The sequence below is a fragment of the Flavobacterium agri genome, assembly GCF_013401995.1.
In the GTDB taxonomy this organism is placed as follows: domain Bacteria; phylum Bacteroidota; class Bacteroidia; order Flavobacteriales; family Flavobacteriaceae; genus Flavobacterium; species Flavobacterium agri.
This window is the reverse complement of record NZ_JACBJI010000003.1, coordinates 481,039-502,926: the sequence shown is the minus strand read 5'-3', so window position 1 is coordinate 502,926 and position 21,888 is coordinate 481,039. Positions and strand designations below refer to the sequence as shown.

The window sequence follows — 21,888 nt, the reverse complement described above, 5'->3', positions numbered from 1 at the left end:
CCTCGTAAATACGGGGCGGTTTTTTGTTGATTACTTTTTCGCCCCGAAGCCCTTTTGTGTTTTATATTTGCGTTCTCTAATTTTTGCATCATGGTTTACAAATTCAGGGCGATTCTGGACACCGAAGAAGACGTTTTCAGGGACATCGCCATCCTTAGCGAAGACACGCTCGAAGACCTCCACAACGCACTTGTGAACGCTTTCGGTTTTGACGGTGCCGAAGTCGCTTCTTTTTATACGTGCGACGAAAACTGGAACCAGGAAGACGAGATCCCGTTGTTCGACACGGGCGACGTGGCCGGCGAGCAAATGGTCATGGCCGACTATCAGCTGTCTTCGATCCTGAACGAAGACCAGACCAAAATCATTTACGTGTACGACTTCATGAATATGTGGACGTTCCTTGTAGAATTGGCCGCCATCGAAGAAGAACAGGCAGGCGAAGCGTATCCGGCAGTTTTGTTCAGCCATGGCGTAATGCCCGGAGAAGCGCCGAACAAGGAATTCGAATCGGAAAACGAGATGGATTTCGACGAAGATGAATTCGACGAGGACGATTTCGATGAATTCGGCGACAGTGAGAATTTTGAGGATTACGGGTTTGAGGAGAATTGGAATTGATCCAGACTTAAGATAATAGACGCTATAGTCAGACCTTTCCGAATCCAGAACACATCCTTTATAAAACAATATTTAACGCACGGATTTTGTCTATCATCTATCCGTCTATCATCTATCATCCAAAAAAATGATCAACCTATTCAACACCCAAATCGAAACCCTTTCCCTTCACCGCGTCGGCAACAAAAGCCGCAACGAAGGCACTTTCCTTTCTGAACAGCCGTTCCATCCGAACGACGAGCTTACGCCGCTTTTGAAGGAGTTTTTCTTCAAGCCGTTCCGCGACAAGGAAGAGAATTATTACCAATTCGCGCACGAGGTCGATTTGGAGTACAACGACATGTTCAAACTTGCCGACGAGCTTTTCACCAATCCGTCGAACGCGCACGAGATCTCGAAAAGGATCACGCATCATTTGTACGAGCAGTCGGGACATCCGCACATCAAGAACGGCGAGGTTTATGTGGCGTACTTGACGAATATTTCGATAGACAACAACAAAGTCGATGCAATCGGGATTTTCAAAAGTGAAATCCAGAGCGACTTTTTGCAATTCGACGAATCGGGAAGCAATCTTGAAATGCGTCTCGAGCACGGCATCAGCCTCAACAGATTGGACAAAGGCTGCCTTATCTTCAATTACAAGAAAGAAGAAGGTTACAAAATCCTGTCGGTAGATTCGAACCGCTACGATGCGCGTTACTGGCTCGAGCATTTCCTTAACGTCGACTTGTTCGAGGATGAGAACTTCATGACCAAGAAATACCTCAAATTCTGCCAAAGCTTCGCCAAAGACGTGGTGCTTCCGGCCGAGGACAAAAAAGAAGAAGTCATGTTCATGAACCGCGCGGTGAACCATTTCGCCAAAAACGACCAGTTCGAGGAAACCGCATTTTTGAACGAAGTGCTCGACAACCCAGACTTGATCCCTGAATTCAAGAACTACAAAGTAGACAAAGGCGAGAAATTCAGCATCGAGGACGTGACCACCTTCCCTATCGCGAACGCCGCGGTTTCGGATGTGCGCAAAACCATCAAGAACGTGATCAACCTCGACACGAACATCCAGATCAAACTCGATTTCGTGAATCCCGAAAGCGCCGAGAAATTCGTCGAAAAAGGATGGGACGAGGAAAAGCAGATGTATTATTATCTCGTTTACTTTAATAAGGAACAGAAGGCTTAATCAGACGGCAGTTGCAGTAGCGGCATATGCTGTCGAAATATTGGAAAATCCCGTTGGAGAGAATCAGCGGGATTTTTTTTGTACCCGAAAACTATCCCAACTGCATCCTTCACTTTCCTTGACCTGCTTCTGTTTCTTTCTGTAGGGTTTCTTCCAATCTGCAACTGCAACTGCTGCCATTTTCCGGTTATTTTAAAATTTAACATTTATAGCCGCAACCTCATCAGCAATTTTACATCTCAACAATACAATCAATCAAATTGCTTATGAAATCTAAAAATTTACTTCTCATGCTGTCGCTCGTACTGCTGTCGGCATGTACGGGTGATGATGCGACATCATCGCCGAACATCGATCCCGTAACCGGAAACAAAGTACTCATGCTCAAAGTCGATTATACGACCAACGAGTTCGAAGGCGGCACCGAATTCACGTTCGACGAACCGGCTACGACTTTTACCGTGACCAACGAGTATCAGGAACCCGGAGATTTCGGTTGGGTCAAGTTGTATTACGACGAGCTCGACACGAAAATTTTCGACGGGGAAATCCATTGGATGGGACTCGGGACGCTTCATTTTCCAGAAAGTTTCGAACCAGCCGATTCTTTCCAACATGTACTTACCGACGATTACGCGACGCCGAACGGTTTCGAGAACGTCTTCAACCCGTCGGGCCAGGAATTCGACTACAACCAGCCCTGGTCGCATGTGCAGGGTTTGGTCAAAGTGCGTCAATACCTGCAAAGCAATCCCGAGGCGAGCGCCAAGATTTTCCTTTACACGCCAAGTGTAGGAATTGGAAATCCCGCCGATTGGGATTGGATCATCATCCTCAAGAATTGATTAATTCGTGATAAAGGTTAGTTTTGGAAGAGCGCTCTACAAGGGGCGCTTTTTTATTTGCGCGAAAAATCGGCCGAATTTCTATTTTAGCTGTAACAAAACATTTCTTGAATCGTTTCAAGATAAAACCCAACCAAGTGGAAACAATCCTATCCATCCGCAATCTCGACAAGAAGTTCGGGCTGATACACGCAGTCAAGAACGTTTCTTTCGACATACAAAAAGGCAACGTCTACGGCATCCTTGGCCCTAACGGTTCCGGAAAATCGACAACTTTGGGCATCGTGCTCAACGTAGTCAACCGCACGGGCGGCGACTATTCGTGGTTCGGCGGCAAGCTCGAAACGCACGAAGCGCTCAAGAAAGTGGGCGCGATCATCGAACGCCCGAATTTCTATCCGTATATGTCGGCGGTCAAAAACCTCGAACTCGTGTGCAAGATCAAAGGCATCCCGTATTCGAAAGTAGAGGAAAAACTCACGCTCGTCGGGTTGATGGAACGCAAGGACAGCAAATTCCGCACGTTCTCGCTTGGGATGAAACAACGTCTCGCCATCGCTTCGGCCTTGCTCAACGATCCCGAAATCCTGATCCTGGACGAACCGACAAACGGGCTTGATCCGCAAGGTATCCATCAAATCCGCGACATCATCCGAAAAATCGCCGCGATGGGAACGACGATTTTGCTCGCATCCCACTTACTCGACGAGGTCGAAAAAGTATGTTCGCACGTCGTGGTGCTGCGCAAAGGCGAAATGTTGTATTCGGGCAGCGTAGACGGCATGTCGGCCAACGAAGGTTTCTTCGAACTCGAGGCTTCGGATATGCAAAACCTTAAAACGGCGATCGAATCGCATCAAGCCGTCGACAAAATCAAAGAAGAAAACGGCAGGCTTACCGTGTATCTCAAATCGCATCTGGAGCCCGAAGAACTCAACCGTTACCTGTTTTCGAAAAACATCGCACTGAGCCATTTGGTGTTCCGCAAAACCAGCCTTGAAGAGCAATTCCTTGAACTTACCAGCAAACAAAACAAATCATGAAACGTCTCCTCTCTATAGAACTCCAAAAAATCTGGATGAACCGCGCGAGCCGCGTACTGACCGTGAGCTATTTCGTGCTGTTGTCTTCGATCGCGTTGATCGCATCGATCAAATTCGACATCGGTAATTTCAAGTTCCATTTGGCCGATATGGGCATTTTCAACTTCCCGTACATCTGGCATTTCAACACTTATATCGCCAGCGGTTTCAAGTTGTTCCTTGCGGTAATCATCGTCTCGATGATGGCAAACGAATATTCGTACGGAACGCTTAAGCAGAATCTCATCGACGGTATGAGCAAAAAGGAATTCATTACCTCGAAATTCCTCACCGTAGTCCTGTTCGCGGGCATTTCGACACTTTTCGTGTTCGTCGTCTCGTTTATACTTGGCCTGTGTTTTTCATCGTACACAGAAGCCGATACGATTTTCATGCACATGGAATACATCCCGGCGTATTTCCTGAAACTTGCCGGATTTTTCGCGATGTGTCTTTTTGCAGGGATTTTGGTCAAGCGATCTGCATTTTCGTTGGGTTTCATCATCCTTTGGTATATCGTCGAGAAACTGGCCTTCCTTGGCATTTGGTACGTGACCGACAAACGCGAAACCGCTAGCCAGTTGATTTCGGTTTTACCGCTCGAAGCCATGTCGAATCTAATCAAGGAACCGTTTACGAAACTTAGTATCGTGCGCAAGGCAGGAAGCACTTTGGGAGTGGACGATTTCGGAAGTTCGGATGTAAGTTTAGTCACGATGCTCGTCGTGTGTTTCTGGATCGCATTCTTCGTTTATTTCTCGTACAAAATCCTGCAAAAACGCGATTTATAGTATCTTTGCCCGTGCTATGAACAGGATGCGGGAGATACTTTTTATTTTCGTTTTGGGGCTTTTCGGATGCAACGCCTCGGCCCAATACATCTCGGTAGACGAGAATTACACGACGTTCCAACTCGTGAACGATGTTTTGATCAACAACCCTTGCGGACAAGCCAGCAACATCGTGGTTTCGGGATGGAGTTTTTCAAGCGGCAACACTTTCGGATATTTCAATGCCAACGGCAGCGCGTTTCCGTTTCAGGATGGCGTCGTACTCACAACCGGACGGGCCGCATCGGCTGTCGGGCCAAATACCTCTTTGCTAAGCGAAGGGCCGACGAACTGGAACGGAGACAACGACCTTGAAAATGCACTCAATGTCAACAATACGATAAACGCGACCGTATTAGAGTTCGATTTCCTTCCGCAGGCCAGCGAATTCAGTTTTGAATATATTTTCTCATCGGAGCAATATTTGTCGAACCCGTCCCAAAACCAATGCGCGTATACCGACGGATTCGCGTTCCTGCTCAAAAAAGCCAATACGTCCGATCCTTACCAGAACCTTGCGGTCGTGCCCCAGACTTCTACGCCGGTTACGGTCAATACGGTGCGCGGTCCGGGAACGGTTTGTCCGCCGCAGAACGAGGAATATTTTGACGCTTTCAACGCAGACGAACATCCGACCAATTACAACGGACAGACCAAACCGCTAACGGCAAAAGCTTTTGTGCAAGCCGGTGTTTTGTACCACATAAAGCTCGTCGTCGCCGATCAGGGAAACAACCTTTACGATTCGGCTATTTTCCTCAAAGGCGGTAGTTTCAAGGTAGAAAAAGACTTGGGTGCCGACCGTCTGCTTTCGACGTTCAATGCGTTGTGTCCGAATTCGACGTTAACGCTCAATGCCCAGGAAAACGGGGCGACAAGTTATAAATGGTACAAAAACGATATTTTGATTCCGGGTGCGACATTGGCCACTTATGATGTTACCCAACCCGGCACTTACAAGGTGGAGATCCTTTTGGGAAGCGGCTGTGTTTCTACGGGTGAAATCAAACTCGAGTATTCGACAGAACCGGCCTACCAAAGTCCTGTGACGATGGTGCAATGCGATCCCGACAACAACGGTATTTCTACGTTCAACCTGACCAATGCGATCGACGCACTTACTTTGGGGAACACAGCGTTCAACCCGGTGACGTTTTACGAAAGTATGGCCGATGCGATTTCGAATACGAACCCGATTCCTCCTTTGTATTACGACGCTATGGACGACACCCAGGTCATCGCCAAAATGAAATATGGATTTGACTGTTATGTGTATGCCACACTAATCCTGCAACTCACTTACAATCCGGCATCGCCCCAAGCCCTGACGGTATGCGACACGGACGGTACAGTAGACGGCTTTACGGCTTTCGACCTCGACCAACAAGCCACGCCTCTGGTGCTCAACGGACTTCCGATAGGCCTTACCGTAGAATATTACGCGAGCAATCTCGATGCTTTGACGCAAACTAATCCGCTATCGAACAATTTCACGAATACGACCGCGTCCCAGCAAATCATTTATGCGCGTGTGGTCAGCGGATCGGCTTGTTACGACATCGTCAAGGTTACGCTTAACGTGACGGCCTTGACTCCGCCGGGATTCGAAGATGAAACGCTCAATATCTGTCCGGACGAAACCCTAACGTTATCGGTGGCCGGCAACTTTGCGTCGTATTTGTGGTCGACAGGGGAAACCTCAAGCCAGATTACGGTGAACGCCATAGGAAACTACACCCTTACCGTCACCGATGCCAACGGTTGCCAGGCGGTAAAGGAATTTACGGTCGTTACGCCCGATCCGCCGGTTTTCGAATGGGCCGAAATCACTAATTTCCAAGGCAACGACAATTCGATCGTCGTACATTATTCGGGCAATAGCGAATATGAATTTTCTGTAGACGGCGAGCATTTCCAAAGCACTCCGAATTTCGGGAATCTGCCCGGAGGCGCTTACGACATTTACATTCGCGACCTACACCGATGCTATACGATCGGGCCGTTTTCGGTGTTCATCGTAGACTATCCCACGTATTTTACTCCGAACGGCGACGGCATACACGATTACTGGCAAGTAACTGCCTTAAATTCACAACCTTCGAGCCTTGTCAGCATTTTTGACCGATACGGAAAGTTGTTGTGCCAGTTCGACGGATATTCGATCGGATGGGACGGAAAATTCAATTCAAGGGAACTTCCGTCGACAGATTATTGGTTTACGTTGCAACTTGCAGGCGGACGCATAGTTAAAGGGCATTTTTCTCTTAAAAGATAAGTGCTAATTCCCTATTTTTAGGGCATGAAAAAGAAATTACCCTTGCTTCTTTTGCTGTGGTCCCTAAATTGCCTCGCGCAGTTCAGCAAAACCCATTACATTCCGCCTTTGGTTTCTTCGTTCAACGTATCTGCCGAAGAGCAATTCCTTTACATTTCTACACCTAGCATCACACCTGTAAACTTCCGGATCATCAACATCGGAGGCGCAATCGTGAACGGTACGGTTTCGCGCGATATTCCGTATGTGTACAGCATCGGTTTCGGAAGCGATACCAATCTTGTACTCGACGCCTCGTCTTCACAAAATACGTTTTCCGATCGCGGATTCATCGTCGAAGCCGAAGATTTGGTATACGTCACGGCGCGTTTGATTGCGGGCAACGGCAACCAGGCCGGTGAAATCGTATCGAAAGGAATGGCGGCTTTGGGCACGCGTTTCCGTGTGGGCGGTTTCCGCAACCCGAACGACGGTTACAGCGAAAACGGATTGACGTTCATTTCGGTACTCGCCACAGACAACAATACGACGGTCAACTTCAGCGGCATGCAGGCCGGCGTAACGTTCATCAACAATGAATTTGCGGGAAATGCGCCTTTTTCGGTCACGCTCAACAGCGGAGAAAGTTTTGTGGCAGCGGTTCAAGGGCCGTCAAACGGCAACAGGCAAGGTTTATTGGGAACACTCGTGACTTCAGACAAACCGATCGCGGTGAATTGCGGGTCTTTCGGAGGCACGAACGGAACGATGGCCAACCTCGATTTGGGTTTTGACCAGATCGTTTCGGCCGAGCGCACCGGAACCGACTACATTTTCATAAAAAGTACGGGCATGAACGAGGTAGAAACCGTTCTCATCATAGCCGACGAAGACGGAACCGAAGTCACGCGAAACGGCTCGCCAGGCGTCATTACGCTTAATGCAGGCGAATACGTATTTTTTGAAGGTTTCCAGTTCGACGGTAACGGGAACATGTCGGTACATACCAACAAGAATGTGTTCGCCTACCAAAGCATAGGTGACGACGCCAGAGGCGATCAGGCGAACCAGGAGATGTTTTTCGTTCCGCCTTTGAGTTGCGAGACGCCGAAAGTGATTGATAACATACCATTCATAAACGAAGTCGGCACACGGGAATTCAACGGCAGAATCACTATGGTTACAGAAGTCGGATCTACATTGAATTTTAACGTAAACGGTACCGATTTGACGCTTGCGGGTCTTGCCGCGACTGGCGTGACGATTGTTGGCCCGACATCGGTAACCGGAAACGCCGATTTTGAAACCTATACGATTTTGGGGCTTGACGGACATGTAGCCGTTACCTCGACCACACAATTGTACTTAGCTTCTTACGGCTCGAGTGACGCCGCGACTTTCGGGGGATATTATTCCGGATTTACGTTCAAACCAGAAGTCACTTTCGACCAAATAGACATCACTCAGGAAAACTGTTTGCCCAACGTCCAGCTTACGGTAAACACGATTACGGGTTTCGATACGTTCCAGTGGTATCTCAACGGATCGGTGATTCCGGGCGCTACTTTAGGCAGCTTCACGCCTACCGAACCCGGGTATTACTATGTGAAGGCTGGAATAGCCGCTTGCGGGACCGAATTGATTTCAGACAACATCCCGGTCAGTCTTTGCGCTCCCGATACCGATGCAGACGGCACGACCGACAACTCCGACATCGACCTTGATAACGACGGCATCACGAACTGCCAGGAATCTTTTGGCGATGTACCTTTTAATTTGAGCAATCCGCTTGCAGGCAACGTGAATGCGGGTTCGGGCGCATATACCAACAGTTTTACGGGAAGTTTTCCTGCTGGTGTCGGCACGCCGACCGCCGTTCCTTTTGCGGGAAGTGCCAATGGGAATTTTGTGACTTCGGTGAGTGCAGGCAACGGAAATTCGGTGGTGTATCAGATGAATTTCGCGCAACCGGTAAGTTTTTCACTCGAATACGTGACCACGGCGAATGCAGCCGACTTGACCAATACCCAAGGCGAATTTATCGTAAGTGCGCCGACGAATCGTACCATTACCGTTCTCAATCCAGACAACCAACTTCTCATCGACACCAATTACGACGGGATTTACGAAAGCGGGATCACACAATTCTCGTCTTTCGAGATCCGATTCAGGCTTAACGGCACCAATCCGCTCGCGGCGGGAAGCGGCACATTCAGCTTCAGGTGTCATTTGGCCAATACACTCACATTTACACATAAAAACCTCGACGCGGCAGCCGAAAATCGCGCGACATTCAGGATCGTGGCCAGTTGCGTGCCTCGTGACAGTGACGGCGACGGTACGCCCGATGCACTTGACCTTGACAGCGACAACGATTCCATTCCCGATTTCTACGAATCACAAGGAGATGAATTCGAGCCACTTTCGGGCAACGACACCAACAGCGACGGGCTTGACGATTCTTTTCCACAGAATATGGCTGCGGCCGATAGCGACAATGACGGCCATCCCGATTTCCTCGATCTTGACAGCGACAACAACGGTATTTTCGACCTTACCGAATCGGGCAGTACGGCAATCGACGCCAATAATGACGGGATAATCGACGGAGCGCCCGCAACTTTCGGATCCAATGGTTTGGCCAACGGGATCGAAACGGCTCCGAACAGCGGCATCATCAATTTCAATATGGCCGATGCCGATAGCGACGGGATTTGGGATTTCATCGAAAGCGACAACGACGGAGATGAATGTAACGACGTGCTCGAAGCCGGGTTTACCGATGCGAATTCCGACGGTTTCATCGGAAATGCCGCTCCTGTTGTGAATGCATCGGGCGTGGTGACCTCGGCCGGCGGTTATACGACTCCGAATCCGAATTACAACATCCCGGCACCGATCGTCATCAATACACAACCCGTGGCGAATCCGACGGTCACATGTGAATTACAGAATGCCGTCATTGCGATAGACGTCAACCCGGGCGTGACGTATCAATGGCAGGTTTCCACGAACGGCACGACCTATACCAACATTTCGGACGGGCCGCTCTATTCGGGAACGACGACCAACACGCTTACCATTACAGACGTCGTTTTTGCGATGAACGGTTATAAATATCGCGCGTTGCTTAATCGCGCGGGTAACGTGTGCGGAAAGGTTTCCGATGCCGCGACGATCCAGGTCAATGCACTTCCGCCCGTGTTAAACAGGACATTGGTACAATGCGATACGGGCGACAATCCCGACGGTATTACGATTTTCAACCTGTCTGAAGCCGATCAAAGCTTTTTGAACGGGAATACCAACTTCTCGCTCGCGTATTTCTTAAATGCTACGGAAGCCGAAAACAACGGGACGCCGCTTGACAACGATTACACCAATATTTCCAATCCGCAGCCGATTACGGTGAAACTTACCGATTTGACTACCGGTTGCTACAGCTTGAGTACGTTGAATTTGTCGGTCAACCTTTTGGCGAACGTGACGATAAACCTTCCGGGAATTTGCGACGAACTTACGTCTGAAGACGGTTTTACCCAATTCGACCTTACGGATGCGGACATCGGCAACTCGCCAAGCCAGAACGTGCGTTTTTACGAGACGGTAAACGATGCACTTCTGGAACAGAACGAGATCCAGAATCCTCAAAACTATACGAATCTCACGGCCTACGATGCTACGATTTATGCGCGTCTGGAGAACACGAACGCAAACAGTTGCTCGCGTCTGTACATCATCAACCTCAAGGTATACCGTTTGCCTGATATCGATACGAACGACGCATTGATTCCGCATGTGGTTTGTTTGAATTCGCCTACGTTCACGACGCAGATTGACGCGGGAATTTTAGACGGATCATCTCCGTCCGACTACAACTATTCGTGGTATTACGAAGGCGGATTAATCGCCAACACCGCGCCTACACTTACGGTAATCGCCGAAGGATTGTATTCGGTGCGTGTGACGAATTCGCACGGTTGTTCGAAATTGCGTTACATTCCCGTGATACATTCGAGCCAGGCGATCATTGAAAGCGTCGATGTGGTCGATTTTGTGGATTCCAATACGATCACGGTTACTCTTGGCGCGAACAGCTTCGGAAATTACACCTATAGCCTAGACCACGAAAATGCGGGACAGATCAGCAATGTATTTACCGATGTCGCTCCTGGCGTACACACGATTTACGTTATGGACGCGAACGGTTGCCCGTCTGCGATCTGGACAGACGTATCGGTCATGGGCTTCCCGAAATATTTTACGCCTAACGCCGACGGTTTCCACGACACCTGGAACCTCAAAGGCGCGACCGGAATCCGGAACACCAATTCGATCGTGAGGATTTTTGACCGATACGGCAAACTGCTCAAACAACTCAAGGCCACGAGCGATGGCTGGGACGGCACGTACAATGGCCGACCTATGCCTTCGGACGATTACTGGTTCGTGATCGAACTCGAGGACGGCCGCTCTGCAAAAGGACACTTTACATTAAAACGATAACAACGATAACCAAAACTATGCGCTCAACCATCACTATTGCCGCTTTGTTGCTTGCCGGTTTGTTCGGAAACGCACAACCCAAAGTAAACAGCGGAGCTTTGAAACACTTTGAAAAATTCGAATCGAAACTCGTACAGCCACGCGATGTGGATATTTGGCTTCCGCCGGGTTATGACAAAAACGAGAAGTATCCTGTTTTGTACATGCACGACGGACAGATGCTGTTCGATCCGAGCATCACCTGGAACAAAATGTCGTGGGAAGTAGACAATACGGCGTCAAAACTAATTAAGGAAGGCACCGTCAAGAAATTCATCGTCGTCGCGATTTGGAACGTTCCCGATTTGCGCTTCAGCGATTACTTTCCGCAAAAACCGTTCGAATCACTCACACAGAAATCCAAAGATTCGATCTACGGATTGTATTTCGGCGAAAAACCGATGTTCAACGCAAAAGTCAACGCCGACAATTACCTCAAGTTCATCGTGACCGAACTCAAGCCTTTCGTCGACAAGAATTATAATACGAAGGCCGACGCAGCCAATACGTTTATCGCCGGGTCGAGCATGGGCGGATTGATTTCGCTTTACGCCATTTGCGAATATCCCGAAACTTTCGGAGGCGCGGCTTGCATGTCTACGCATTGGATCGGCGCTACGGGCGTGGCCCAAAACCCGATTCCAGGTGCTTTCCTCAAATACATGAACAAAAAACTGCCTTCTCCGGCCAATCATAAAATCTATTTCGATTACGGAACGGAAGGTCTCGACGCGAATTACGGTACGACACAAAAAAAGGTGGACGCGTTGATGACCGAACACAAATTCACGTCGAAGAACTGGATTACCAAAGAATTTAAGGGAGACGACCATTCCGAGAAATCGTGGGCGACGCGATTGAGCCAGCCGTTGACTTTCCTGCTTGGCAATCCGAACACGCCTAAAACCAATGCTCCGGCTATTTTGGTGGACGAAAAACCAAAAACCATTACTTCGGGCAAGTCGACGCAAAAGAAGCAGGGCGAGAAACCGAAAGCTCAGACTGCAGCTCCAAAAAAATAAAAACATAAAAAACCATCAGTTGTAGCTGATGGTTTTTTTACAATTAAGAAAGTTAAGCTTAATTAAGCCAGGCGAAACGTGTCAAGACCTCGTTCAACCCGAAACAATAACTGTATTTAGCCGCTTAATGTTCTTTTGAAGTAAAAGCATAAAAAAAAGCCGTCAGTAAAATTGACGGCTTTTTTATTTATCTTATTTATCTCAAATTCGATCAGTCGATTTTGTAACGCTTACGGTCGTTCTCGTTAAGATAGATCTTACGCAAACGAAGCGATTTCGGCGTAACTTCTACGTATTCGTCTTTCTGGATGTATTCCAAAGCTTCCTCAAGCGAGAATTTGATCGCTGGCACGATGCGCGTTTTGTCGTCGGCACCGGCTGAACGGAAGTTCGTAAGCTGCTTGGTTTTGGTGATGTTGATCGTCATATCGTCGGCACGCGAGTTTTCACCCACAACCTGGCCTTCGTAGATATCTTCGTTAGGATCCACGAAGAATTTACCGCGATCCTGAAGTTTGTTGATTGAATACGGAATCGCTTTACCGTTTTCCATCGAAATCAAAGATCCGTTGATACGTCCCGGGATTTCTCCTTTGAACGGTTGGTATTCCAAGAAACGGTGTGCCATGATTGCTTCACCAGCCGTCGCCGTAAGCAATTGGTTACGCAACCCGATGATACCGCGTGACGGGATGTTGAACTGGATGATCATGCGGTCGCCTTTCGGTTCCATAGAAAGCATCTCACCTTTTCTTACCGTTACGAATTCTACGGCGCGTCCTGAAACGTGCTCCGGAAGGTCGATCGTCAATTCTTCGATCGGTTCGCATTTCACGCCGTCGATTTCCTTGATGATAACCTGCGGCTGTCCGATCTGTAGTTCGTATCCTTCGCGACGCATGGTCTCGATCAAGACCGACAAGTGAAGAACGCCGCGTCCGAAGACCATGAATTTATCGGCAGAATCAGTATCGTTGACACGAAGCGCTAGGTTTTTCTCTAGTTCTTTCGCCAATCTGTCTTTGATGTGGCGCGAAGTCACGAACTTTCCTTCTTTTCCGAAGAAAGGCGAATCGTTGATCGTGAACAACATTGACATCGTAGGTTCGTCGATCGCGATCGTCTGAAGCGCTTCAGGATTTTCGAAATCTGCAACGGTATCGCCGATTTCGAATCCTTCCAGCCCTACAAGCGCACAAATGTCACCTGCGACAACAGACTGTACTTTCTTACGGCCAAGACCGTCGAAAACGTGAAGTTCCTTGATTTTTGATTTTATGATCTTCCCGTCTCTCTTTACCAAAGAAACCGGTTGTCCTTCTCTTAATTCTCCTCTTTGAAGACGTCCGATGGCGATACGCCCGGTAAACGATGAGAAATCAAGTGATGTGATCAGCAATTGTGGTGTTCCTTCTGAGACTTTAGGAGCCGGAATGTGTTCCAAAACCATATCGAGAAGTGGCTCGATGTTGTCGGTCACGTTTCTGAAGTCCTCGCTCATCCAGTTGTTTTTGGCCGATCCGTAAACGGTCGGGAAATCGAGCTGCCATTCTTCGGCGCCCAATTCGAACATCAGGTCGAAAACTTTTTCGTGTACTTCTTCCGGAGTACAGTTTTCCTTATCGACTTTGTTGATCACCACGCATGGTTTCAAACCAAGACCGATCGCTTTTTGCAAAACGAAACGGGTTTGCGGCATCGGACCTTCGAAAGCGTCTACCAACAGCAAAACACCGTCTGCCATGTTGAGTACGCGTTCTACTTCTCCACCGAAATCGGCGTGCCCCGGAGTGTCGATGATGTTGATTTTGGTTCCTTTATAGGTAACCGAAACGTTCTTGGAAGTAATGGTGATACCTCTTTCGCGTTCCAAATCGTTGTTGTCGAGGATCAAGTCTCCGGCGTTCTCGCTTTCGCGGAAAAGCTGGCAGTGGTACATGATTTTGTCGACAAGGGTCGTCTTTCCGTGGTCAACGTGGGCGATGATCGCAATATTCCTGATAGATTCCATATCCTTTTTTTGAAGGCGCAAAGGTACACTTTATTTCTGGATAAAAAACCTTTTTGAAAATAGCCTTAACGTATTCGTAATAAGGAGATAAATGGTCCTTTTGTACAGCATGCGAATATTTTAACAGCGACTGCAAGAACCCGACCGCTATTTCGTTATATTTATCGTGAGTAAATACCATAAGTGAAAAGAACCTCTACCCGAATCATCTCGATTTACCTGATCACCGGAATCACGTGGATTTTGGCGAGCGACTGGTTTTTCGGTCAATTCAACTATCCCGAAGAACGCTTTTACCAAAGCGTCAAAGGGTGTGGCTTCATTGTGGTTTCGGGCATGATTTTTCTTTACATGCTGCGCCAATATGAAGCGCGTAACCGCCACTACCTGAACCGGCTTCGCGACATGAACCGCGAACTCGAACAGCGCAACGACGCATTGGCCGCATCGAACATTGAACTCGAGCAATTCGCTTACATCGCCTCCCACGACCTGCAGGAACCGCTGCGTATGGTAACGGGATTCCTGACGCAAATCGAAAAAAAATACGAAGAAAACCTAGACGAGAAAGGACGTGAGTACATCCATTATGCCGTAGATGGTGCGATCCGGATGAGGCAGACGATTCTGGATCTGCTCGAATATTCTCGTGTCGGAAGAAAAGATTTCAAACAGGAGTCGATCAACATTTCTGAAATCGTTGACGAGATCATATCGCTCAACAAGCCGCTTTTCGCCGAAAACAATTCGATCATAGAAAAGCACGAATTGCCCGTGATTATCGGAGGCAAGACACTGATTCGCCAGGTGTTCCAGAACATCATGACCAACGCCGTAAAATACCGCAAGGCCGACATACAGCCGGTAATCGTCATAATATCGGAAGAAAGCCCTACGCATTGGCAATTTTCGGTATCGGATAACGGCATCGGGATGCGCCAGGAACACCTGGAACGCATTTTCATACTGTTCCAGAGGCTGCATTCGCGCGAGCAGTATTCGGGCACGGGAATCGGATTGTCGGTGTGCAAGAAAATCGTCGAAAACCACGGCGGACGCATATGGGCGACGAGCGAACCGGGCGTGGGAAGTACGTTTAATTTTTCAATCAAAAAATAGTTTTTTCGCTTATATTTGTTTATCCCTACTTTAACTATGAAATCTTCCATGTCTTTGGCGAAACCCGGCCTTGACCCTAGTTCTCCCAGGCTTGTGAAAGTCATGGCGGCATTTCATTTCAGGATTTGTCAACGACGCGTTTGTCCCATGTCGAACCTCTTAAACTGCAGTAATGGAGTATAAAACTACCGGATTACATGTGTTGATAGTAGAGGACAATCCGGGAGATTATGTCTTGATATGCGAGTATTTGGCCGAAGCGTTCCAAAATCCGGAATGCCAACGCGCCACTTCTTTCGAGGAAGCCAAACGACAAATCTCTGCAAAGACTTTCGACGCGCTTATTCTCGACCTGACGCTGCCCGACCTTAGCGGCGAAGCTTTGCTCGAGGCCATGAAACCTATCGTCGAACAGACGCCGGTGATCGTGCTCACGGGCTCGATCAATACGAAATTCGCGTATCTGGCGCTTTCCTATGGCATATCCGATTATCTGGAAAAAGACGGTTTGACGCCGATCGCGTTGTTCAAGAGCATAACATATAGTTTGGAGCGCAACCGCATCAGCCGCAAATTAAGGCGTTCCGAGGAAAATTACCGGAATCTTTTCATGACCAATCCGGTGCCGAATTGGATTTACGACATCGAAACCCTGAAGATTCTCGATGTCAACGACGCGGCCATTTCGCATTACGGATATTCGCGTACCGAGTTCCTGAACATGACCATGGACGAGATCCATCCTCTCGAAGAACTCGCAACCGTCGGGATTTCGAATGAAAAACAACCGCAAAACGTTTTCGACCTGCGCCCGGGACATTACCGACACCATATAAAATCGGGCGAAACCATAGACGTTTCCATACAAAGCAACGATATCGACTTTGACGGAAAACGCGCTCGCATGGTGATTTCTAACGACATCACCCAAAAACTCAACGCCGAAAAAGCCATATTGTCGAGCGAACAGCGCTTCAAGACGTTGGTTCAGGAAAGCGGCGATTTGATCACGATTCTCGACAAGGACGGGAATTTCCTGTACACAAGCCCGAACCACGAATCCATACTAGGCAGAAAGAACGGCCAGATCGCCAACAAGAACATTCTCGATCTGGTACATATGGACGATATCGAAAAAGTGCGCGCGTTCTACAAAGGCTTGATTTCGGAAAGCCGCATTTATTCGCTTCCATTCCGATTGCGGCACATCAACGGCAATTACATTTGGATGGAATCCATCGGAACGAACGCGCTCAACGACCAGGCCATCAACGGATTGGTTTTGAATTCGCGCGACGTTACGGCCCGTGTCGAGCACGAAAAACGCATACAAGAAATCAACGAAAGGCTTACGGCCATCGCAAAGGCGACCAGCGACGCGATTTACAGCTACGATTACGACACGCGCGAGATTTCGCTTTTGGGCACGAACTACACGAACCTTTTCGGATATAAATTCGCCGAAGACGTCGCTCCTAACGACTTCTTCAAGGACCATCTGCACCCCGAGGACAGACAACGCACGCTCGAAAAATTGCGCAACGCGATCAAGGACCGCAAAAACAGCCATTTCGAGATCGAATACCGCTTCAAGCGGCAAAACGGCAGCTATGCCTACATTTTGGATCGTTTCGACATCATACGCGAGAAAGGCGTCGCCTCGAAAAAAGTAGGCGCGATGCAGGATATTTCTACGCGAAAATTACAGGAAACCATCCTTTCGTTCGAGAAACAGATCTACGAGCTCAACGCGAATCCGAAAATCAATTTCGAAGTCGTGATCAACAAGCTCGTCGCGAACATAGAAGAATTGATTCCCGATTCGTATTGCACGATACTGATGCTCAACGAAGACGGCAAAACGGCGCGTCACATCGCCGGCGATTCTTTAGGGCAGGAATATATAGACGCGGTGAACGGCATTACGATCGGACCTAAAGCCGGCTCGTGCGGAACATCGATGTATACGGGCAAGAAAGTGATCGTATCCGATATCGAAAACGATCCGCTTTGGGAAGATTTCATAGAAGTCGCCCGCCATTTCGGACTTCGCGCCTGCTGGTCGATTCCCGTAAAGAAAGGAAACGGCAAGGTCGTGGGTAGTTTCGCCACGTACTACAAGACGCCTAAAGCCCCGCATCCGGACGAAATAAACCTCGTGGAGCGCGTGGCCAATATGATAGGCGTGCTTATCGAAAACCGCGAGTCTTTCGAGGAAACCGAACGCGCCAAAGAACGATACGACATCGTGGCCAAAGCGACCAGCGATACGATCTGGGATTGGAATATCCTTGAGGACAAATTCGATTGGAACAGAGGAATACAAGGCGTTTTCGGATATAAGAAAAGCCAGGTCGGAGAATCCTCGAGATGGTGGTTTGACCGCATCCATCCCGAAGACAGTATCAAAATGTCGGTGAAACTCTATTCCTTTTTGGAGCAGAAGACCGAAAAATGGCAGGACGAATACCGTTTCGCCTGCGCCGACGGATCGTACAAATACGTTTTCGACCGGGCGTTTTTGGTCAAGGACGAAGAAGGCAAGGCCATCCGTATGATCGGAGCCATGCAGGACGTTACGCGCCAAAAGCAGGAAGAGCACCGATTGAAACTCATGGAAACCGTGATCACTCAAATGAAGGATTCGGTCATCATCGGAGAAGCCGACAAGACGGGGAATTCGCTTCCGAAAGTGATTTTCGCAAATCCGGCGTTTACCGCGATGACAGGTTACAAAGCCAGCGAGGTCATCGGCAAAATGCCCGGTATCTTCATGAACCGGAAGCCCGCCAAGAAAGATTTCGACCGTTTGCTGCAATCGATGCGCAACAAACAGGAATTCAAGTTCGAGACGCTCAACGCGCGCAAGAACGGAGAAGAATATTGGGTCAACGTATCGATGATCCCGATCTGGAACGCCGAAAGCGAGCACACGCATTGGATTTCGATTCAGCGCGACATTACGGAAGAAAAACGTCAGGAGAAAGAAAAAGAGCAGTTAATCCGCGAGCTTACGCAGAACAACAAGGATTTGAAGCAGTTCTCTTATATCACGTCGCACAACCTGCGCGCACCTTTGTCGAACCTTACGGGATTGCTCAACCTGATCGAGGACATGCCTATCGAGAACCAGGAACTCAAGGAAATCCTCAACGGTTTCCACAAATCGACGCATTTGCTCAATGAGACGATCAGCGATTTGGTAAGGGTCGTCATCATCAAGGACAATCCGTCGATACAAAAAGAAGAGGTTTTGATCAAGGATGTGTTCGAGAATGTGTTCCATCAGCTGAGTTTTATGATCGGGATGTACAAACCTATCATCAACCTCAAATTGGAGAAAGTTTCGATCCTCAATATCAACAAAGCTTACCTCGAAAGTATTTTGCTCAATTTGCTTACGAACGCGATCAAATATAGATCGACCGAACGCAAACTCAAGATTTTCGTATCGTCGAAGATCGTAGGCGATTCGATCCAGCTCGTGTTCAAGGACAACGGAATCGGAATCGACATGGAACGCAACCGCGACAAGATTTTCGGATTGTACCAGCGTTTCCACAATTATCCCGACAGCAAAGGCCTCGGGCTTTATCTCGTAAAATCGCAGGTGGAAAGCATGGGCGGATCGATTACGGTGGAAAGTACCGTAGACAAAGGCACATCCTTCACCTTAACCTTTAAAAAACAGACGACTAATTAATATTTCCCAAAAACCACAAAACTACAATGCTACACAAATTATTATGCGTGGACGATGACCCAATCACCTTGATGCTTTACAAGATGGTGATCGCGAAGGCCGAATTTGCCGAACAGGTAGACACGGCCCAAAACGGGGAAGAAGCCATTGCTTATTTCGACGGATTGCTCAAAGTCGGAAGCGACTACCCTAAATTGATCTTTCTGGACCTGAACATGCCCGTAATGGGCGGATGGGAATTTCTTGACCTATTCTCGACACCTAAGTATGAAGCGTTTTCGGATGCGAAGGTTATCGTACTTTCATCTACGATCGATCCGCAGGACATAGAGAAATCGAAATCGTACAAGCAAGTCATCGATTTCAGGTCGAAGCCGATTTCGAAGGAAATGCTGGCCGAACTCCAACACATCTTCTAAGATGAAGCCATAAAAAAAGCTCCCGATTGGGAGCTTTTGTTTTTTTAATCCAAAAAAAGAATTAAGCCAGTTTAGTAACGTGCTTAGTCAATTTTGACTTCAAGTTCGCGGCCTTGTTGTCGTGGATGATGTTTTTCTTAGCAAGCTTGTCGATCATAGAGATCACTGCAGACAGTTTAGACGAAGCTTCGTTTTTATCAGTAGCCAAACGCAAAGCTTTGATAGCGTTACGTGTTGTTTTGTGCTGGTAACGGTTAAGCACGCGCTTTTTCTCGTTACTTCTGATTCTCTTAAGGGCTGACTTATGGTTTGCCATTTTCTTTTAATTTAATTGTAAGTGATAAAATGCTTAGTTAAAAAAGAAAAACCTCCCACAATCTACGATCACTTTGGTTTTAACTAATAAGATAAAGGCCGAGACACTGACGTTTTACCCTATAAAACTAATTTACAACTAACTTGTAGTCCGTAGGGGAATCGAACCCCTGTTACCAGGATGAAAACCTGGCGTCCTAACCCCTAGACGAACGGACCATTGGTTTGGAAAAAAAAGTCCCGAATCTCTTCAGGATTTTTTTCGTAGCCCGTGGGGGAATCGAACCCCCCTTACCAGGATGAAAACCTGGCGTCCTAACCGATAGACGAACGGGCCATTGCTCTATTGCGGATGCAAAAATACAACTAATTTCTATTCTCGCAAGAGCTGTGATTTATTTTTTTCGAATTTTCTCAATAAGCCTTGGCAAACAGCACTCTACCTTTTGAAGGATTTCCGGTGAGCACGCATTTTCCGGCCTCTTCTACCCTATCCAACGCAATACAACGGATAGTCGCCTTGGTCAATTCTTTGATTTTTTCTTCGGTTTCCGGTGTTCCGTCCCAATGTGCAGACAGAAATCCGCCCTTATTTTCAAGAACCGATTTAAATTCCTCGAAATCGTTTACCTCGGTAATATGCGTGTTGCGGTAATCGAGCGCTTTCGCGAAAAGGTCGTTCTGTATCGTTTCGAGAAGATCGCGCAAATACGATGCGATTCCGTCTTTAGAAACCGATTCTTTCGTGAGCGTATCGCGACGGGCCACCTCGAATGTACCGTTTTCCAAATCTTTAGGACCGATAGCCAAACGGATCGGCACGCCTTTCAATTCGTATTCGTTGAACTTGAAGCCCGGCGACATATTGGTACGGTCGTCGAATTTGACCGAAATGCGCATTTTCTTGAGTTCGGCAACAAGCTTGTTCACTTCCTCGGTAATCGCTGCCAATTGCTCATCTGTCTTATGGATGGGCACGATCACGATTTGAGTAGGCGCAAGATTCGGTGGCAATACCAACCCTTTGTCGTCGGAATGCGTCATTACCAAAGCGCCCATCAAACGCGTGGAAACGCCCCATGACGTACCCCAAACGTAATCGAGTTTACCTTCGTTAGACGTAAATTTCACATCGAACGCTTTGGCGAAGTTCTGCCCCAAGAAGTGGGAAGTTCCCGCTTGGAGTGCTTTTCCGTCTTGCATCAACGCTTCGATGCAATAGGTTTCTTCGGCTCCGGCAAAACGCTCGGTTTCGGTCTTCAATCCTTTTATGACGGGAATCGCCATGAAATTCTCGGCGAAATCGGCATACACGTTCATCATCGTTTCAGATTCCTTGATCGCTTCGGCTTTAGTGGCGTGGGCCGTGTGCCCTTCTTGCCATAGGAATTCGGCCGTTCTCAGGAAAAGACGCGTACGCATTTCCCAACGCACGACGTTCGCCCATTGGTTGATCAAAAGCGGCAAATCGCGATACGACTGAACCCAATTTTTATAAGTCGACCAAATGATGGCTTCGGATGTCGGACGCACGATAAGCTCTTCTTCAAGCTTCGCATTCGGATCGACCATTAGTTTTCCTGGCTTATCCGGATCGTTTTTAAGGCGATAGTGCGTTACGATGGCGCATTCTTTGGCGAATCCTTCGGCATTCTTTTCCTCGGCCTCAAACATGCTTTTGGGCACAAAGAGCGGGAAATAGGCGTTGGAGTGTCCGGTTTCCTTGAACATTCGGTCAAGTTCTGCCTGCATTTTTTCCCAAATGGCGTATCCGTAAGGCTTGATGACCATACAGCCACGAACTCCCGAATTTTCGGCCAAATCGGCCTTTACGACGAGTTCGTTGTACCATTTTGAATAATCTTCCGATCTTGTAGTAAGGTTCTTACTCATAACTCTTTCTTTGGCACAAAAATTGTTTCGTTTTTTTTAACTA

14 protein-coding genes and 2 tRNA genes are annotated in these 21,888 nt (G+C 48.0%); 11 read left to right on the top strand and 5 right to left on the bottom strand.

The window, feature by feature from the left end:
* Window positions 1-90: 90 nt before the first annotated feature.
* From HZF10_RS09595 to HZF10_RS09560, 8 genes are all read left to right on the top strand, one after another.
* The gene (locus tag HZF10_RS09595; RefSeq protein WP_176005973.1) at window positions 91-621 is read left to right on the top strand and encodes an IS1096 element passenger TnpR family protein; all 531 of its coding nucleotides are present in this window, start codon (window positions 91-93) and stop codon (window positions 619-621) included.
* A 127-nt stretch (window positions 622-748) separates the two neighbouring features.
* Window positions 749-1,807 carry a nucleoid-associated protein gene (locus HZF10_RS09590; protein ID WP_176005972.1) on the top strand — a complete coding sequence of 353 codons (1,059 nt, stop codon included), beginning with the start codon at window positions 749-751 and terminating at the stop codon, window positions 1,805-1,807.
* Between the two features lie 266 nt (window positions 1,808-2,073).
* On the top strand, window positions 2,074-2,652 hold the full coding sequence (locus tag HZF10_RS09585) for a hypothetical protein (protein WP_176005971.1): 579 nt from the start codon (window positions 2,074-2,076) through the stop codon (window positions 2,650-2,652).
* Between the two features lie 137 nt (window positions 2,653-2,789).
* Window positions 2,790-3,695, top strand: a complete 906-nt coding sequence (locus HZF10_RS09580; RefSeq protein ID WP_176005970.1) for an ABC transporter ATP-binding protein — start codon at window positions 2,790-2,792, stop codon at window positions 3,693-3,695.
* The gene (locus HZF10_RS09575; RefSeq protein ID WP_176005969.1) at window positions 3,692-4,525 is read left to right on the top strand and encodes an ABC transporter permease; all 834 of its coding nucleotides are present in this window, start codon (window positions 3,692-3,694) and stop codon (window positions 4,523-4,525) included. Before HZF10_RS09580 ends, HZF10_RS09575 begins: the two co-directional genes overlap by 4 nt.
* Before the next feature lie 25 nt (window positions 4,526-4,550).
* Window positions 4,551-6,839, top strand: a complete 2,289-nt coding sequence (locus HZF10_RS09570; RefSeq protein WP_176005968.1) for a T9SS type B sorting domain-containing protein — start codon at window positions 4,551-4,553, stop codon at window positions 6,837-6,839.
* Between the two features lie 24 nt (window positions 6,840-6,863).
* On the top strand, window positions 6,864-11,324 hold the full coding sequence (locus HZF10_RS09565) for a T9SS type B sorting domain-containing protein (RefSeq protein ID WP_176005967.1): 4,461 nt from the start codon (window positions 6,864-6,866) through the stop codon (window positions 11,322-11,324).
* Window positions 11,325-11,341: 17 nt separating this feature from the next.
* Entirely contained in the window at window positions 11,342-12,385 is a 1,044-nt protein-coding gene (locus tag HZF10_RS09560) for an alpha/beta hydrolase (RefSeq protein ID WP_176005966.1), read from the top strand.
* Between the two features lie 211 nt (window positions 12,386-12,596).
* Here HZF10_RS09560 and typA read toward each other — a convergent pair whose 3' ends face one another.
* A complete protein-coding gene (typA, locus tag HZF10_RS09555; protein ID WP_176005965.1) occupies window positions 12,597-14,396 on the bottom strand; it encodes a translational GTPase TypA in 1,800 nt (599 codons plus the stop codon).
* A gap of 183 nt (window positions 14,397-14,579) precedes the next feature.
* Here typA and HZF10_RS09550 point away from each other — a divergent pair, with 183 nt between their 5' ends.
* The 3 genes from HZF10_RS09550 (at window position 14,580) to HZF10_RS09540 (ending at window position 19,637) form a co-directional block, all read left to right on the top strand.
* Window positions 14,580-15,515 carry a sensor histidine kinase gene (locus HZF10_RS09550; RefSeq protein WP_176005964.1) on the top strand — a complete coding sequence of 312 codons (936 nt, stop codon included), beginning with the start codon at window positions 14,580-14,582 and terminating at the stop codon, window positions 15,513-15,515.
* 172 nt (window positions 15,516-15,687) lie between these two features.
* Window positions 15,688-19,218: a PAS domain S-box protein gene (locus HZF10_RS09545; RefSeq protein ID WP_176005963.1), complete on the top strand. Its 3,531-nt coding sequence runs from the start codon at window positions 15,688-15,690 to the stop codon at window positions 19,216-19,218.
* Between the two features lie 26 nt (window positions 19,219-19,244).
* Window positions 19,245-19,637, top strand: coding sequence for a response regulator (locus HZF10_RS09540; RefSeq protein ID WP_176005962.1), 393 nt, complete (start codon window positions 19,245-19,247; stop codon window positions 19,635-19,637).
* Window positions 19,638-19,698: 61 nt separating this feature from the next.
* Here the strand turns inward: HZF10_RS09540 and rpsT are convergent, their stop codons facing one another.
* From rpsT to proS, 4 genes are all read right to left on the bottom strand, one after another.
* On the bottom strand, window positions 19,699-19,953 hold the full coding sequence (gene rpsT, locus HZF10_RS09535) for a 30S ribosomal protein S20 (protein ID WP_176005961.1): 255 nt from the start codon (window positions 19,951-19,953) through the stop codon (window positions 19,699-19,701).
* A gap of 146 nt (window positions 19,954-20,099) precedes the next feature.
* Window positions 20,100-20,171 (bottom strand) — tRNA-Glu (locus HZF10_RS09530).
* A gap of 46 nt (window positions 20,172-20,217) precedes the next feature.
* A tRNA-Glu gene (locus HZF10_RS09525) sits at window positions 20,218-20,289 on the bottom strand.
* A gap of 77 nt (window positions 20,290-20,366) precedes the next feature.
* Window positions 20,367-21,845, bottom strand: a complete 1,479-nt coding sequence (proS, locus tag HZF10_RS09520; protein ID WP_176005960.1) for a proline--tRNA ligase — start codon at window positions 21,843-21,845, stop codon at window positions 20,367-20,369.
* Window positions 21,846-21,888: the final 43 nt, after the last annotated feature.

Coding starts and splice junctions, on each gene's coding strand:
- HZF10_RS09595 (WP_176005973.1), top strand. CDS start 91: ATGGTTTACAAATTCAGGGCGATTCTGGACACCGAAGAAGACGTTTTC.
- HZF10_RS09590 (WP_176005972.1), top strand. CDS start 749: ATGATCAACCTATTCAACACCCAAATCGAAACCCTTTCCCTTCACCGC.
- HZF10_RS09585 (WP_176005971.1), top strand. CDS start 2,074: ATGAAATCTAAAAATTTACTTCTCATGCTGTCGCTCGTACTGCTGTCG.
- HZF10_RS09575 (WP_176005969.1), top strand. CDS start 3,692: ATGAAACGTCTCCTCTCTATAGAACTCCAAAAAATCTGGATGAACCGC.
- HZF10_RS09570 (WP_176005968.1), top strand. CDS start 4,551: ATGCGGGAGATACTTTTTATTTTCGTTTTGGGGCTTTTCGGATGCAAC.
- HZF10_RS09565 (WP_176005967.1), top strand. CDS start 6,864: ATGAAAAAGAAATTACCCTTGCTTCTTTTGCTGTGGTCCCTAAATTGC.
- HZF10_RS09560 (WP_176005966.1), top strand. CDS start 11,342: ATGCGCTCAACCATCACTATTGCCGCTTTGTTGCTTGCCGGTTTGTTC.
- typA (WP_176005965.1), bottom strand. CDS start 14,396: ATGGAATCTATCAGGAATATTGCGATCATCGCCCACGTTGACCACGGA.
- HZF10_RS09545 (WP_176005963.1), top strand. CDS start 15,688: ATGGAGTATAAAACTACCGGATTACATGTGTTGATAGTAGAGGACAAT.
- HZF10_RS09540 (WP_176005962.1), top strand. CDS start 19,245: ATGCTACACAAATTATTATGCGTGGACGATGACCCAATCACCTTGATG.
- rpsT (WP_176005961.1), bottom strand. CDS start 19,953: ATGGCAAACCATAAGTCAGCCCTTAAGAGAATCAGAAGTAACGAGAAA.
- proS (WP_176005960.1), bottom strand. CDS start 21,845: ATGAGTAAGAACCTTACTACAAGATCGGAAGATTATTCAAAATGGTAC.